This is a genomic window from Occallatibacter sp. (assembly GCF_036502485.1).
Lineage (GTDB): Bacteria > Acidobacteriota > Terriglobia > Terriglobales > Acidobacteriaceae > Telmatobacter.
This window is the reverse complement of sequence record NZ_DASXYM010000041.1, coordinates 1-14465: the sequence shown is the minus strand read 5'-3', so window position 1 is coordinate 14465 and position 14465 is coordinate 1. Positions and strand designations below refer to the sequence as shown.

Sequence of the window (14465 nt, the reverse complement as noted above, 5' to 3'; positions counted from 1 at the left end):
AGTCCTCATAAGTCGGCAAGGGTTCAGCGATTCAGGCCAGGGACTTCAGTTGTTGCGAACAGCCCAAATCGCTCAACCAGAGCCTTTTGGGCTGCAAAGCTGCGTATGCTCCATAGGGAGTCGATGATGTTGCTGGTGATTGGGGTGGGCCTGGGACTGCCGCTTACCCTGGCAGCCACGAAAGCCATCAAGCATCAACTCTTCGGCTTGAGCGCGATTGATCCCGTCGCCTTGCTAACTGCCATCGCGGTGGTCAGCGCAATGACCATCCTTGCAACTTGGATTCCCGCCCGCCGCGCGGCCAGAGTTGATCCCTTGACCGCTCTGAGATACGAGTAGGCGAGCTTTCCCGATCGCGAAAATTGTTGATCACCATTGGTTTTGTGCGCTGTTCGCCGGCCCGCTCAGAAAACTTCAGCTGAGGTCATGGTCCTGAATCAGTGGGGCGGGGAGGGGTTGGGGATGAATTTTGGTGTGGTGGGGTCGGTGGCGAAGCGCCAGGCGGTGAGGTAGGCGAGGTCGAGGATCTTCTTCATTTTGGGGAAGTCGATCTTGTCCACGGTGTCGGTGATGTGGTGGTAGTCGGGGTGGAAGCCGGTGAACCACCAGAACGCCGGGATGTCATGGAGGACGAAGGGGAACTGGTCAGAGCGGAAGAAGACGTTGAGCGCGCTCTCGTGGTCGAAACGGTCGTCGAGGGTGAGGCCGACGCGGGCGTTCTCCTGCTTGACTACGGCGTCGTACTGGGGTGAATAGAGCGCTCCGATGAGGTTGAGGCGGTTGGAGGTGTCGGCGGGGATTTCGATGAGGCCTTCGGTCTGACGGCTGGGCTTCTCGTCGCGGCCGATCATGTCGAAGTTGATTTGCGCGCGGGTCGTGGCGAGGGGGCGGAGCGGGTGCTGGGCCATGTAGTAGGCGCCGAGAAGGCCGCGCTCCTCAGCCGCGAAAACGACGAAGAGGATGGAGCGCTTTGGCTTGGCTGGATTGGCGGCGAAGGCGCGGGCGAGGGTGACGACGCCCACGGTGCCGGAGCCGTTGTCGTCCGCTCCATGCCAGATCTGCATGCATTTGGCGCCGGGAGGGGTGGGGTTGCTGTGGTCGTCCACTCCGCCGGATTCCTGACCCGGCTTGGCGGGATCGGCGGCCGGGCAGGGTGTTTCGCCATCGTGATCGTGATGGGCGGTGATGAGGATGGTTTCGGCGCCGAGGGAGGAGTCGGATCCCTGCACCAGGCCGGCGACATTCCAGGATGTACCGGTGCGCTCGAAGAGGTTTACAAGATGAAGGGCGAGTGTGGTGTCGGGCAGGGTGCGGGGTTGGGGCGTGAGGTTTTTGTCGATGGCGGATTGCAGGGCGGAGGCTTCGGCCTTGCCGGTGGTCTTGTGCGCAGCGGCTTCTGTGGCGAGGAGATCGTTGGCCACTTCGTCGTTCACGACAAGGGCGGGGATGTGGAGTTCGTCGTCGGCGAGGGCCTGTGAGGGGAGGGGGGTGGTGCGGCTGATGCCGCCGCCAATGCGGGCGGCGCGCTCGGCATTGGTGAGGTGTTTGCGGTTGGGCTCGGGCACGACGAGGAGCGCCACGGCTCCATGCTTTTGCGCGTTGAGCAGCTTGACGCGGGTGGTGGCATAGCGGGTGTTGCCGGTGCCGTTGAAGATGGATTGCGGATTATCTTCCTGCGGCTCGTGATCGAAGACGAGGACGATTTTGCCTCTGGCGTCGAGGCCTTTGTAGTCGTCATAGCCGAGCTCGGGAGCGGTGATGCCGAAGCCGGCAAAGACTACAGGAGCGGTGAGGTCGGTGGCGTGCTTGTAGGCGCCGAGCACGGCAGGGGCTTTCCAGACAGTGGGCTTACCGGCGCGGGTGAGGGTGACGGTGGTCTTCTCGCGGTCGGGGCGGTATTCGATGAGGGGGACGGGCTGGAGAAAACTGGGTTGGCCGTCTTCCGCCGTCGCGGGGGGCGTGAGGCCGGCGGTTTTGAACTGCTCGGCGATCCAGTGGACCGCGGATTGATCTCCGGGCTGGAGGCTCATGCGGCCTTCGAGGGCGTCAGAGGCGATGTAGGAGAGGTCCTTGCGGAGGGCGTCTTCCTGAATGGTGGCGTAGCCTTTGGCGAGTTGCGGGGGGGCGGGGGCTTGCGCAGCGAGGAAGGCTGAAGTGAGCAGGAGGGGGAAGAGCGATACGGGGAGTCGTCGCATGGGGAGTATGGTAATGCACCTGCCACCTGCGGTGCGGCCAACTGCGCCACCTGCGGTGGGGCCAACTGCGGCTGCGCCGCCAGAGTGGCTCGACGGGAGCTGAGGTTAGCCTCCTCGCGACAGAAAGGAGTCGCTAGGATGGTCGGCAGCGATGCGCCAGGTCATCGGGGAGTGCGACATGGCGGGGGCTGAAGCCCTCAGAAAGCAGAGCTTTGCCGGGCTGGCTGAAGCCAGCCCTTGTGACAAAGCCCGCTCCAACGAGGGGACAAGGTCCACGAACTTCTGCGCGGCCCGCACGTTCTCCATCGCGAAGGCCGGCAGGATGGGCTACCTGGTTTCGCTTTGTTTGCGGGGTTTTTCGAATTCGTCTCCGGGTTTCCATTCGATGGAGTGCGGCTGCCCGGAGGCGAGCCATCCGAGGACGAGGCCGAAGCGGGCCAGCTTGGCGTTGCCGCGGAAGTCCCAGTCAGCGTGGTACTCGTCGGAGGGCTGGTGGTAGTGGTGGGCGACGTAGTCTTCGGACTGCGCGTGTCCCCAGGCCTCGTCGTGGCCTTCAAACAGCTCGCCCTGATCGACGGAGAACGCGGGGATGCCGACCCGTGCCAGGGAGAAGTGGTCGCTGCGGTAGTAATGGCCTGCCATGGGGTTGGGATCGGGAAGAAGCTGGAGATCGAACTCCTTCGCGATCTTTTCGACCGTCGGGTAGAAGTCGATGCGCTCTGCGCCGCCCAGATCGACGGAGCGCGGGATGCCGATGGGGCCTATGGCGTCGTAATTGAGGTCGAGGGTGATGTCTTTGGCGGGCACAGGGGGGTGCATTCCGAGGTATTGGGAGCCGAGGAGGCCCTGCTCTTCCGCTGTGACCGCGGCGAAGTAGACATCGTGCGGCGGTTTCTGCCCGGCGGCTGCAAAGGCGCGCGCCATTTCCAGCAGGATGCCGCAGCCGGTGCCGTTGTCGACGGCGCCGTTGTAGATGTTGTCGCCTTTGGCGTTGGGGTCGATGCCGAGGTGATCGTAGTGCGCGGTGTAGAGAACGGCGTTAGACCCTGACGCGGCGCCCGGCACTTTCGCAACAACATTGGTGGAGTCATAGCGGCGGACGCGGCTTTCGACGTGGGCTTTGAGGCGGACGGGCAGCTCGACAGCTTTAAAGCCGGGTTTGCCGGCTTTGGCGATCAGGTCGTCGACAGTGCCGAGGCCGGCGGCGGTGAAGAGCTTTTGAGCGACATCGTGCTGGATCCAGGCGGCGGCGCGGAGGGTGGCGTCGGGGTCGCCCTGGAGGTAGCTCTTCTCGATGGCTTGCGAGTTCTTTACGACGTCCCAGCCGTAGCTCGCCAGGTCAGTGCGGTGGATGATGAGGACTCCTGCGGCGCCGAGGCGGGCAGCCTGCTCGTATTTGTAGGTCCAGCGGCCGTAGTAGGTGAGGGCTTTGCCCTTGAAGAACTTTTCGTCCTCGGAGGGCGGCTCATTGACGATGACGAGGGCGATTTTGCCGTGCAGGTCGATTGGCTTGCCGTCGGGTCCGGCGTAGTCGTTCCAGTGGTATTCGGGCGCGACGATGCCGTAGCCGGCAAAGACGATGGGGGCGTCGATTTCGGCGGCTGCCTTGCCGGTCTGGTCTTTGGAGACGATATCAGTGCCGTAAGCGAGGTCGATGGGCTGTCCGGTGGCGGGGACAAAGGAGAAATTCGTCTTGTCCTCTACGGTGTGGACCGCGAACAGAGGGACTTTCTGGAAGTAAGTGCCGTTGTCGCCGGCGGGCTGGAGGCCGTCGAGGGCGAACTGGGTGGCGATGTACTCGGCGGCGAGCTGGTCGCCACGGGTACCGGGGCCGCGGCCTTCGAGGAGATCGAGCGAAAGGAAGCGGACGTGGGCGCGGATCTTCTCGGGGTCAATGGATTGGGAAGCCGCGCGGGCGGCGGGGGGAAGGTTGGAAATCGCGGATTGGGCGCGGGATGCAGTGGCGGCGGAAATGCTCAGGGCAAGGACGGCAGACAACTTTGCGGCGGTCATAATCTGAAAATCCTCATTCTTGCGGCAGGCAGGCGGTGGGGTGCGAATCATCCAGTTTTCCCACCCTCGCGCCAGAACAAGGGCGCGAGGATGGGGCACGGAGCTTGGTGGTCCCGTTCAAAGGTTTACGTGCTCCCGTTGAAACATTTACGTCGCGATGGTAATCAATCGTGCCGGTGCGGTTCAAAGCCGGGCTGTGGGGTGTTGCTGTGCCGATTCAACAGGCTTGCGGCCTGGCTGTGAGGGCAGCGCGAAGAGATGGGCGCGGGTGAGCACCTTGCGTGCAAGGCCGGTGAGGGGGAGTGCGGACACGGTGTCGAGGGGAACCCAGCGGCGGTCGCCTGCGGCAGCTACGGTGAGGGTCGGCACTTCATCTTCGTCGACTGTGCGGATGCGGACGCTGTAGTTGACCTGCATGATGGCGTGGCGGACCTGCATGCGCAGGTGTTGATCGGGGATGGAGGCATCGCGCAGAGCGGGCAATTCCCACATGGAGGGCATGACGCTGACGGTCGCCGGGCGCTGCTCGAGGAGAATGTCGCGGAAGCTGTTGCGATCGCGGAGGGAGAGGGCATAGGCGATTTCGCGGGTGAGCATGGGGGCGCGCGGAGCGGTCTTGTGCTCGCCGCGGGTGGCGCAGTGCGCAGCGATGGGACAGACGAGGCACTGCGGATTGCGCGGCAGGCAGACGGTGGCGCCGAGTTCCATCATGGCCTGGTTGAAGTCACCGGGGTGGCGGGGGTCGAGAAGCTGACTGGCGAGCACATCGATATTGCGGCGCAGGGCGGCGGGGCTGCTTCTGGAAGTGGCATCCCAGCCGGCGAGGCGGCAGAGGACTCGCTCCACATTGCCATCGACCACGGCGAAGGGCTCGTTGTGCGCGATGCTGGCGATAGCGGCGGCGGTGTAGGCACCGATGCCGGGGAGGTTGCGAAGTTCTTCAGGCCGGGTGGGCAGGCTGCCGCCGAGGTTTTGGTCTACGACCTGGGCTGCCTTGTGAAGCATGCGGGCGCGGCGGTAGTAGCCCAGGCCGCTCCAGAGGGCGAGGACCTCCTGCTCGGGAGCGGCGGCCAGTGCCGTGATGGTGGGGAAGCGCTGAAGAAACTGCCGGTGACGGTCAAGGACGACAGCCACGCGGGTCTGCTGCAGCATGATCTCGGAGACCCAGACGGAGTATGGATCCTTGTTGCGCCGCCAGGGCAGGTCGCGCTGGTTGGCCTGATACCAATCGAGCAATTGCGCTCGCAGCAAGGGGGCGTTCCAGTGCGGGGATGTTGACAGGCCCATGGGGACAGATTACGTGATCGGGTGACGGCGGGGCAGTGGTGGGCCGCCACCGTTGATCGCACGCAATCACGTTTTTGAGAGGTGGAGGAACCAGTTCAGCGAAGTGCATGCGAAACGAACCGGGAGCGTGAAATGTGCATCCACATGGCCTTGGAGGGTTAGGACCAGTGAAGCGCAATTTCATTTTCATGGTCATGGCCGGAATGCTCTTCATTCCGTGCGCTGCATTCGCACAGGGCCCGGAGGCGTCCGGCATGGAAGGCGCGCCGCCGCCTCCGGTGTCAACCCAGCGGCCCGCGCCGGCGCAGAACGGGCCCTATGGTGTGCGGCCATTCTCGCGCCTCTCTTTTGGCGGCGGGATCTCCGATATGGGAGTCAATGTGCAGGTGTCGACCAACCTCAATCAGCATCTGAACCTGCGTGGCGTTGGGAATGTGTTCAAGTATTCTGACAGCTTCACGATTGATAACGTGCCCGCAAGCGGAAACTTCAATCTCGCTTCAGCCGGGGGGATGGTGGACTACTATCCGTTCCACGTTGGCTTCAGACTGAGCGGCGGCCTTCTGTTCGTGAATCACAACGCGGTGAACGCGACGGCGAGTATTCCGGGCGGGGACTCAATCACGCTGAACGGAACGGACTACTACTCAGCGAGTGCGAACCCTGCGACGGGAGCGACACCACTGTACGGGCATGGGAGTCTTGCGTTGAACAAGCAGAGCCCCGGCTTTATGGTGACGACGGGATGGGGCAACCACGTGAAGCGTAGCGGCCACTGGACCGTGCCTGTGGAGATTGGCGTAGCGTTTGTGGGAACTCCGAAGGTGACCACCGCGATCAGCGGGTGGGCATGCACGGACGCTGCCCAGACGCTCTGCACCAATATCGCCGACCCAGCCAACCCGATCGCGCAGGAGTTCCAGAGCAACATGAACGCGCAGGTGACGAAGTGGAACAACGATGTTGAATGGCTGAAGAGCTATCCGATCGTGTCGGTCGGGCTGGCTTACAGTTTCAATATCCGGCCGCAGGCGCGTTAGGGGTTCAGGGTTTTTCAGAAACGGACGGCACGCGCAGGAAAGACAAAGGCGCCGGTAAGGGTTCGTGCTTTCCCACCCTGTCGCCTGAAAAAAGGCGGCAGGGTGGGGCACGGGAAATTTGTGGTTCAGCCGAGGAGATCGGCCAGTATCCGGGGCGCGGCGTCGAGAGCGGCGCCGATCTGGGCCTGGTCCTTGCCGCCGGCTTCGGCGATGTCGGGCTTGCCGCCGCCGGAGCCGCCCACCACTTTAGCGACAGCGCCGACCAGCTTGCCGGCCTGGATGCGCTTGACGAGGCCGGGCGTGACGCCGGCGATGATGGCCACTTTGCCCTCGGGCTGCGCGGAGGCGAGCAGAACGACGGCTTCGCCGGCCTTCTGCTTCAGGTTATCGACAAGGGTGCGGAGCTGGCCGCGGTCGAGCTGGTCGGCGCGATGGCGCAGGAGCTTGATGCCTTTGACGTCGACTGCCAGGGAGACGACGGAGTCGAGGCCGCCGGCAGCGGACTTCATGCGCATCTCGTCGAGCTCGCGGCGGAGGCGCTTGAGCTCGTCCTCCTGAGAGCTGAGGCGGGCACGCAGGCCATCGGCGAGGCTGGCGTCGCCTGCGGAACCTGCCACCTGCGCGGCGACCTGAGCCACTTCGGCATCGCGGCGGAAGCCGTCGAGGGAGCCGAGGCCGCTGATGGCTTCAACGCGGCGCACGCCGGAGGAGACGGAGGTTTCGCCGGTGAGCTTGAGCAAGCCGATCTCGCCTGTGGCCGCGGTGTGAGTGCCGCCGCAGAGCTCAGTGGAGAAGCCATCAGAGAGTTTTACGACGCGGACCTTGTCGCCGTACTTTTCGCCGAAGAGGGCCATGGCGTGGTACTCGTTGACGGCTACATCGATGGGCACGTCGACCAGCGTTTCGACCTTGGCGTTGGAGAGGACTTCGCGGTTGACGATGTTCTCGATTTCGGCGAGTTCCTCGTCGGCGACTTGGGCAAAATGAGAAAAGTCGAAGCGAAGGCGGGTGGGGTCGACCAACGAGCCGGCCTGCTTGACGTGCGGTCCGAGGACCTGGCGGAGCGCGGCGTGGATGAGGTGGGTGCCGGTGTGATTGCGGCGGATGGCGTCGCGGCGTTCGCCATTGACGATGGTGTTGACGTGGTCGCCGACGGCGAGGTCCTGCTTGAGGAGGGCCTTGTGGGCGCGGACACCCTGCACGGGGAGAACGCAGCCGGTGATCTCGGCGACGGTGGTGTTGCCGTCGAGCGACTGAAAGACGCCGGTGTCGCCGATCTGACCGCCGGAGTCGCCGTAGAAGCTGGTGTGGTTGAGGACGACTTCGACCTGGTCGCCGGCCTTGGCTGCCGGGACGCCGAGACCGTCCTTAACGATGGCGAGAACTTCGCAGTCCGTGGAGGTGAGGGAGCGGTAGCCCTCGAAGGCGGTCTTGGGCAGGTCGCGGAAGGCGGGGCTGGCGGACTTCTGGCTGCCGCCTTTCCAGCTTGCACGGGCACGGGCTTGCTCTTCGGCGCGAGCGCGTTCGAAGCCCTCTTCGTCAAAGCGGACTCCAGCATCGCGGGCGGCGTCGACCATGAAGTCGAGAGGGAGGCCGAAGGTCTCGTAAAAGTGGAAGGCGCGTTCGCCGCTGAATGTGGGGACGGATGCCGAAGGTTTCGGCAACCTGCTTTCAGTGAAAGCATTTTCGGCCGCGGTGCGCTGATCCGGATCGGTGATGGTTCCGAGGAAGCGCTGGTTGGCATCGTTCACGAAGTCGTACTGCTGCGACTGCTTCAGGGGCCGGGCGGCTAGTAGCTGAATCGACTCGAATTCCTTCTGCAGGGCGGAGTAGCCGACCTCCAGCACGCGCGCGAATTGCTTTTCCTCGGCTTCGACGACTTTGGCGACGCGGTCGGCCGAGTCGTTCAGCTCGGGGTAGGCGCCGGACATCAGGTCGCGAACGGCGTAGACCATCTGGTGGAGGAAGGGCTTTTCCTGGCCGAGGAGGCGGCCGTGACGGATGGCGCGGCGCATGATTTTGCGCAGGACGTAGCCGCGGCCTTCGTTGGAGGGCAGGACGCCGTCATTGATGAGGAAGGTGGCGGCGCGGGCGTGGTCGGCGATGATGCGGAGGCTGGCGTTTGAGACGAGATCTTTGCCTTGAATCTCCTCGTGGGTTCGCGGTGCGACTCCAGGCGCAAGAAAAACAGTTTGTCGGAAGTTTGTCAGGTCCGCTGCTCTGTCAATCAGCGGCGTAAACAAATCCGTTTCAAAGTTGGAGAGCTTGTTCTGGAGGACGGCGGCGACGCGCTCGAGGCCCATGCCGGTGTCGATGGAGGGCTTGGGGAGCGGGGTCAGCTTGTAGCCGGTGGTCTTCTTCGTCTGCGGGTCGACCACTGCGGAGCGGTCGAACTGCATGAAGACGAGGTTCCAGATTTCTACATAGCGGGCGTCGTCGTGGCCGAAGGGGAGGTCTTTGCCGTGCTCGCTGGCTTCGAGGCCCATGTCGTAGAAGATCTCGGAGCAGGGGCCGCAGGGGCCGGTCTCGCCCATCTGCCAGAAGTTGTCTTTGAGGCCGTACTCAAAGATGCGCTCTTTGGGCACGCCGACGCCGATCCAGTACTGCTCGGCTTCGTCGTCACGGGGGACGCCGTTGGCGGGATCGCCTTCAAAGATGGTGACGTACAGCCGATCCTTGGCGATGCCCATCCACTCTTCGCTGGTGACGAGTTCCCAGGCGTAGGCGACGGCATCCTTCTTGAAGTAGTCGCCGAAGGAGAAGTTGCCGAGCATTTCAAAGAACGTGTGGTGCCGGCGGGTGAAGCCGACGTTCTCGAGGTCGTTGTGCTTGCCGCCGGCGCGGACGCACTTTTGCGAAGTGGTGGCGCGGTTGTAGTCGCGGCGGTCGGCGCCGAGGAAGACGTCTTTGAACTGGTTCATGCCGGCGTTGGTAAAAAGCAGCGTCGGATCGTTGGCCGGGACCAGCGAGGAGGAGTGCACGCGGCGGTGCCCCTTCGACTCAAAAAAGCGCAGAAACAGCTCGCGGATGTCGTTCCCTGTGCGGTATTGCATGGCTCTTTTAGTGTAACCACCTGCGGTGGAGCCAACTTCCAGTTCGCGGCCAATGGCGGTGTTGGCGGGGTATTGGTCAATTGCCGAAACCTTGGGCCGGTCGCAGACATCTGAGGTGACAAGTAACGGAGGATTTATGGAGAAGTTCGCATTACTGGCGTTGTTGACGGCCAAGCCCGGCAAGGAACAGGAGTTGGAGGAGTTTCTGAAATCGGCACAACCGCTGGCGGCCGCGGAACCCGGCACCGCTGCCTGGTATGCGGTGAAGCTGGGGTCGAACCGGTTCGGGATCTTCGATACCTTCCTGGATCAGAGCGGGCGGGAGGCACACCTGAGCGGGGAGATCGCCAAGGCCCTGTTTGCCAAGGCAGATGAGCTTCTGGCGGAAAGCCCGCAAATCGAGCAGTTGGACATTCTGGCAGTGAAGCCACTTGCGAAGTAGGTCCGCGTAACCGAGCTTAACCGAACCGGGCAAGAAGGCGGCGTGATCGCCGCCGGTCAGGAGAACTCCCAGCGGCGCGCGATCCGTCGCGAGATCGCAAAGAGCCCAAAGCCGATGGCCAGCAGGACCGCGACCTGCGGCCAGAGGGCGATGAGGGGCGCGTCTCGCCAGAAGACCTTGGTGAAGCCGTCGATGGCCCAGCCATTGATGGTGAACAGACCCGCCTTCTGCAGGGATTCCGGCATGAGGTAGCGGGGGAACATGCTGCCTCCGACGCTGGACATCAGCAGGATGAGCAGGGTGGAGACGGCGCCGAGTTGTCCTCGCGAGTGGCACATGCTGGCCAGCAGCATGCCGAAGGAGGCGACAGCGAAGGCCGTGCAGAGGCCCATGACGATGAAGCCGGGGATGTGGGTGAAGAAATCCAGATGAAAGAGGGCCCAGCCCCACAGGAACATAGCGACGAGTTGCGCGAACGCGAGCAGGGTATTGAACAGCACCTTGCCGGCCAGCAGGGTGGTCATGGTGACGCGGGTACTGAGCACGCGGTCGAGGGTGCCGGAGTCCTGCTCGTCAAGGAGCGCGCCCGCTGAGCCGCTTGCGGTGAACAGCAGGAACATGACGCCGATGCCGGCGGCGTAGAACGAAATCAGGTTTTTGTTCTGATGCTGGCCGGCCACGCCGCGCGTATGAACAGAGATTATGCCACCGCCGAGTCCGGAGGATTGATCGCTGGCCGCAGCCGGCGAGGAAGAGGCGGTTTCGGGCTGTTCGTCGCGGCGCTTCTCGGCTTCGTTCAGCCCGGCGATGTTGTCGTCCCAGCGTTTCTGCTGCTCGGGGGTGAGGTCGCCGATGTACTGCTTCATGTACTTCTGGCCCTCGCCGGCCATGGACGCGGGCATGGAAGTCATGGCGGCTTTCTGGAGGAGGCCGGCGACGATCTGCGGGGCGATGGAATCGCTCTGGTCGTTGAGGAGCTGAATTTCAGGAGCCGTGCCGTCGCCGCCGTTGAAGGCGATGGGGTGTTGTCCCCAGCCGGCGGGAATGATGAGCGCGACGGGCACGTTGCCGGCTTTGACTTCAGCTTCAGCGGAGGCGGCGGAGTAGCCGGCCGGCGCGGGAGCGTTCTTGTTGTTGGCATCGGGATGGGTGGTGACGACCAGCGACCCCTCGCTCTCTAAACCGCGCACCAGGCTGCGCGAGGCGGAGCTATGGTCTTCATCAACCACTATGAGGTGGACCTGCGGAATGGTGTCGTGTTGGCTGCCGAAGATGAAGGCGAAGATGCTGAAGAAGCCGATGGGCAGCACGAAACTCAGGGCCAGAGCGGCGCGGTCGCGGCGCAGGCCGGTGATGGCGGTGCGGACAATAGGGACGATCAATCGCGCAGCTCCCTTCCGGTGAGGTGCAGGAAGACGGATTCCAGGTTGGGACGGTGGAGGGAGACGTCTTCGATTCCGATGCCCTGGACGGAGGCTTCTTCAAGCAGAGGCGCAACATCCGCGGGGCGGTGGATGGTGAACTGGGCCGCGCCTTCACTGATGCGGCCGCCTCGGCGCTCGACCCAGGCGGCGATGGATTCGACGTTGCCGGTGAAGCGGGCGGCGACCTCGGTGCGGGTGCCGAAGGCGCTGCGAATCAGCTCTTCATTGGTTCCTTCAGCAATGATGCGGCCGTGGTCGATGATGGCGATGCGATCGCAGAGGCGCTCAGCTTCTTCCATGTAATGCGTGGTGTAGAGGACGGACATGCCCTGGGCGCGGAGGTGCTCGATCATCTCGAAGATGCGGTTGCGGGACTGCGGATCGACGCCGACGGTGGGCTCGTCCATGAGCACGAGGCGCGGGCGGTGGATGATGCCGGCAGCCATGTTGAGGCGGCGCTTCATGCCGCCGGAGAGAGTGCCGGCCGCGTGGCTGGCTCGATCTTCAAGCGCGGCCCAGTTGAGGCACCAGGCGGCCTGTTCGGCAAGCTGCGCGCCGGAGAGGCCCTGGTACTTGCCGAAGGCGACGAGGTTTTCGCGGCAGGTGAGGCGGGGGTAAATGGCGAGTTCCTGGGGGATCCAGCCGAGAGACTGGTGGGCGGCGCGGGAGCCGGCCTGAGCGCCGAAGATGCGGATCTGGCCGGAGTCCGGCAGGACGCGGCCTGCGATGCCGCGGATCAGCGTGCTTTTCCCGGCGCCGTTGGGGCCAAGCAGGCCGAGGCAGGTGCCGGGCTCGAGGCGCAGGGAGAGACCGTCAAGCGCAGTGAGCGTGCCGAAGCGCTTGACGAGGCTCTCGACCTCGATAGGTTTTGAAGAGATCGACACAGCTTCGCTTACGGCAGGGGACATCCAGCCTCCGGTATGCGGGAACAAACCTATGCTACCCCGGAGTTACGTTTTCGCGTGTGAATTGGTTCAACCACCTGCGGTGGGGCCAACCGCCGCTTCGCGGCAAAAGCCTGGCAGCGGTTCGAAGCTAGTTTTCGTCGATGAGAGCAGAGTCGTCGAGATTGTCGAGTTGGGAGAGGGATTCGCCGGGGATGTCCCACTGGCGGAGGATCTTGTAGATCACGCCGGTGGAGAAGCCGGCGGCGACCAGGCGGCGCATGACGCGGGCGGTCTGCTTCTCGTCTTCAGGCTTGCGGATGCGCTTGCGGTCGAGGTACTGGCGGGCGAGGGTTTGCTCGTCGGTGCCGGCGTAGCGGGCTTCAATGGTTTCATCCACGATGGCGGCGGCTACGCCCTTTTGCTGAAGCTTCTGGCGAACGGTGCGTGCCCCGAGTTTTTCGTTCTCCTGGCGGAGGCGCGTGAAGGTCTCGGCATAAGACTTGTCGTCGAGGTAGCCGTGTTCTTTGAGGCGCGCGAGGACGGCGGCGATTACGGATTGGCCGGCGGGTCCTTGCTCCGCGCGCTGGTGCAGGAGGCGGCGGAGTTCGGCCTCTGTGCGCATGTGGCGGCCGAGGGCTTTGAGGGCGTAGTCATAGAGGCCGGCCTCATTGAGCGGGGCGCGCGGCGACTTCGACCTGGTGGAAAACGCCATGACGGCCCGATTCAGATGGTGGCGCGGGTGTGCTGCAGGGATTGCGGTTCCGCGAGCGGCTGGAGAGCGAAGGATTTGGCGCGGGCACGGATGGTGACGAAGTCGCCGGAGCCTTCATGCAGGCCGGCAAGAGTCAGCTCAACGCCGCTTGCGGAGCGCAGGGATACGGGGATGGTGTTTTCGTCGGTGCAGTCGGCGCAGTCGGCGTCCAGCGAGTCGGCGCTGAAAGTGCCTTCCATCAGCCAGCTCGGCAGGTTGGGAGAATCGACGGCGAGCTCGGCTCCGTCAAGGACGAGGCGGATCTCCTGGCGGAAGAGGTTGGGTGGCATCTCTGCGGCAGATCGCTCGACCTCAGAGCGGACGGCGCGCAGGTTGATGGTGACGCGGTCCGCGTCCTGATCAAGGGACTCGAGAAGGCTGTCTTTAAATTCGTAGCACTTTTGCATTGGGGGGGCGCTCCTGTGCTGCGTGAGGTTAGCTCAAGCATACAGCGGTCCGCGCGTCATGGAGGTTAATGCGAGGGGGCGGTCCATTTGTCGACCCAGGCGTTGACGGTTTTGTACCAGAGCTGCGAGTTCTGGGGTTTGAGGATCCAGTGGCCTTCATCGGGGAAGTAGAGCATTTCGCTGGGGACGTGGAGAAGCTGCAGGGTGTCGAAGAGCTGGAAGCCTTCGGAGACGTCGAGGCGGTAGTCGAGCTGGCTGTGGATGACGAGTGTGGGTGTCTTGAAGTTCTTGGCGTAGAGGGAGGGGGACCACTTGCGGAAGGGGTTCTCGCTGTCGGGCTTGCCATAGTAGTCCCAGGGCGCGCCTTTGAACTCCCAGGTGTTGAACCAGTCTTCTTCAGTGGAGCCGAAGGCGGACTCGGCGTTGAACATGCCGTCGTGGGAGACGATGCACTTGAAGCGGGTGGTGTGGCCAAGGATCCAGTTGGCCATGTAGCCGCCGTAGCTGGCGCCGAGCGCGCATTCGCGGGATTTGTCAATGAAGGGGTAGTGCTGTTCGGCGTAGTCGAGGCCGGTCATGAGGTCGGTGTAGGGCTTGCCGCCCCAGTCGCCGTTGACGCGGTCGACGAAGGCCTGGCCGTAGCCGGTGCTGCCGCCGGGGTTGATCATGACGACGACGTAGCCATTGGCGGCGAAGAGTTCGGCATTCCAGCGATAGGACCAGGCGTCGCCCCAGGCGCCCTGCGGGCCGCCGTGGATCAGGAACTTAACTGGATATTTCTTGGCGGGGTCGAAGGCAGGCGGACGGATCAGGAAGCCTTGTTCTTTGGTGCCGTCCTTGGCGGTGAACCAGAAGGATTCCATTGGTTCTGGTTCGTGCGCTCCGCCGCCCCAGGTCTGGATACGTTCGAGGACGGCCTCATTCAGGCGAGTCAACTGCGATATCTTGTCCAGTTCGTATCCGGCC

General features: G+C 63.7%; 12 protein-coding genes. 3 read left to right on the top strand and 9 right to left on the bottom strand.

The annotated features are described in order from the left end of the window. Nucleotides 1-105 precede the first annotated feature (105 nt). Nucleotides 106-339, top strand: coding sequence for an FtsX-like permease family protein (locus tag VGL22_RS06530; protein WP_465266095.1), 234 nt, complete (start codon nt 106-108; stop codon nt 337-339). 98 nt (nt 340-437) lie between these two features. Here VGL22_RS06530 and VGL22_RS06525 read toward each other — a convergent pair whose 3' ends face one another. From VGL22_RS06525 to mutY, 3 genes are all read right to left on the bottom strand, one after another. After that, entirely contained in the window at nt 438-2195 is a 1758-nt protein-coding gene (locus VGL22_RS06525) for a M20/M25/M40 family metallo-hydrolase (RefSeq protein WP_465266094.1), read from the bottom strand. Between the two features lie 327 nt (nt 2196-2522). Next, complete coding sequence (locus tag VGL22_RS06520; protein ID WP_465266093.1) at nt 2523-4208, bottom strand: M28 family peptidase; 1686 nt, start codon at nt 4206-4208, stop codon at nt 2523-2525. Nucleotides 4209-4391: 183 nt separating this feature from the next. After that, nucleotides 4392-5459 (bottom strand): A/G-specific adenine glycosylase, encoded by a 1068-nt coding sequence (gene mutY / locus VGL22_RS06515; RefSeq protein WP_465266092.1) that lies wholly within the window; start codon nt 5457-5459, stop codon nt 4392-4394. 203 nt (nt 5460-5662) lie between these two features. Here mutY and VGL22_RS06510 point away from each other — a divergent pair, with 203 nt between their 5' ends. Continuing rightward, on the top strand, nt 5663-6535 hold the full coding sequence (locus VGL22_RS06510; RefSeq protein ID WP_465266091.1) for a hypothetical protein: 873 nt from the start codon (nt 5663-5665) through the stop codon (nt 6533-6535). Nucleotides 6536-6660: 125 nt separating this feature from the next. Here the strand turns inward: VGL22_RS06510 and alaS are convergent, their stop codons facing one another. Continuing rightward, complete coding sequence (gene alaS, locus VGL22_RS06505) at nt 6661-9588, bottom strand: alanine--tRNA ligase (RefSeq protein WP_465266090.1); 2928 nt, start codon at nt 9586-9588, stop codon at nt 6661-6663. 136 nt (nt 9589-9724) lie between these two features. Here alaS and VGL22_RS06500 point away from each other — a divergent pair, with 136 nt between their 5' ends. Beyond that, nucleotides 9725-10030: a putative quinol monooxygenase gene (locus VGL22_RS06500; protein ID WP_465266089.1), complete on the top strand. Its 306-nt coding sequence runs from the start codon at nt 9725-9727 to the stop codon at nt 10028-10030. A 56-nt stretch (nt 10031-10086) separates the two neighbouring features. Here VGL22_RS06500 and VGL22_RS06495 read toward each other — a convergent pair whose 3' ends face one another. From VGL22_RS06495 to VGL22_RS06475, 5 genes are all read right to left on the bottom strand, one after another. After that, nucleotides 10087-11412, bottom strand: a complete 1326-nt coding sequence (locus VGL22_RS06495) for an ABC transporter permease (RefSeq protein ID WP_465266088.1) — start codon at nt 11410-11412, stop codon at nt 10087-10089. Then, nucleotides 11409-12362: an ABC transporter ATP-binding protein gene (locus tag VGL22_RS06490; protein ID WP_465266087.1), complete on the bottom strand. Its 954-nt coding sequence runs from the start codon at nt 12360-12362 to the stop codon at nt 11409-11411. The genes VGL22_RS06495 and VGL22_RS06490 overlap by 4 nt, the downstream gene beginning before the upstream one ends. Nucleotides 12363-12489: 127 nt before the next feature. Next, nucleotides 12490-13053, bottom strand: a complete 564-nt coding sequence (locus VGL22_RS06485; protein ID WP_465266086.1) for a regulatory protein RecX — start codon at nt 13051-13053, stop codon at nt 12490-12492. Nucleotides 13054-13064: 11 nt separating this feature from the next. Continuing rightward, complete coding sequence (locus tag VGL22_RS06480; RefSeq protein ID WP_465266085.1) at nt 13065-13499, bottom strand: hypothetical protein; 435 nt, start codon at nt 13497-13499, stop codon at nt 13065-13067. A 65-nt stretch (nt 13500-13564) separates the two neighbouring features. Continuing rightward, nucleotides 13565-14465: S9 family peptidase (locus VGL22_RS06475; RefSeq protein ID WP_465266084.1), on the bottom strand; the 901-nt coding region annotated here is incomplete at its 5' end.

Excerpts from the sequence above, each read along its gene's own strand:
- VGL22_RS06490 (WP_465266087.1), bottom strand. The coding sequence starts at position 12,362 with ATGTCCCCTGCCGTAAGCGAAGCTGTGTCGATCTCTTCAAAACCTATC.
- alaS (WP_465266090.1), bottom strand. The coding sequence starts at position 9,588 with ATGCAATACCGCACAGGGAACGACATCCGCGAGCTGTTTCTGCGCTTT.
- VGL22_RS06480 (WP_465266085.1), bottom strand. The coding sequence starts at position 13,499 with ATGCAAAAGTGCTACGAATTTAAAGACAGCCTTCTCGAGTCCCTTGAT.
- VGL22_RS06485 (WP_465266086.1), bottom strand. The coding sequence starts at position 13,053 with ATGGCGTTTTCCACCAGGTCGAAGTCGCCGCGCGCCCCGCTCAATGAG.
- VGL22_RS06520 (WP_465266093.1), bottom strand. The coding sequence starts at position 4,208 with ATGACCGCCGCAAAGTTGTCTGCCGTCCTTGCCCTGAGCATTTCCGCC.
- VGL22_RS06525 (WP_465266094.1), bottom strand. The coding sequence starts at position 2,195 with ATGCGACGACTCCCCGTATCGCTCTTCCCCCTCCTGCTCACTTCAGCC.
- VGL22_RS06500 (WP_465266089.1), top strand. The coding sequence starts at position 9,725 with ATGGAGAAGTTCGCATTACTGGCGTTGTTGACGGCCAAGCCCGGCAAG.
- VGL22_RS06530 (WP_465266095.1), top strand. The coding sequence starts at position 106 with ATGCTCCATAGGGAGTCGATGATGTTGCTGGTGATTGGGGTGGGCCTG.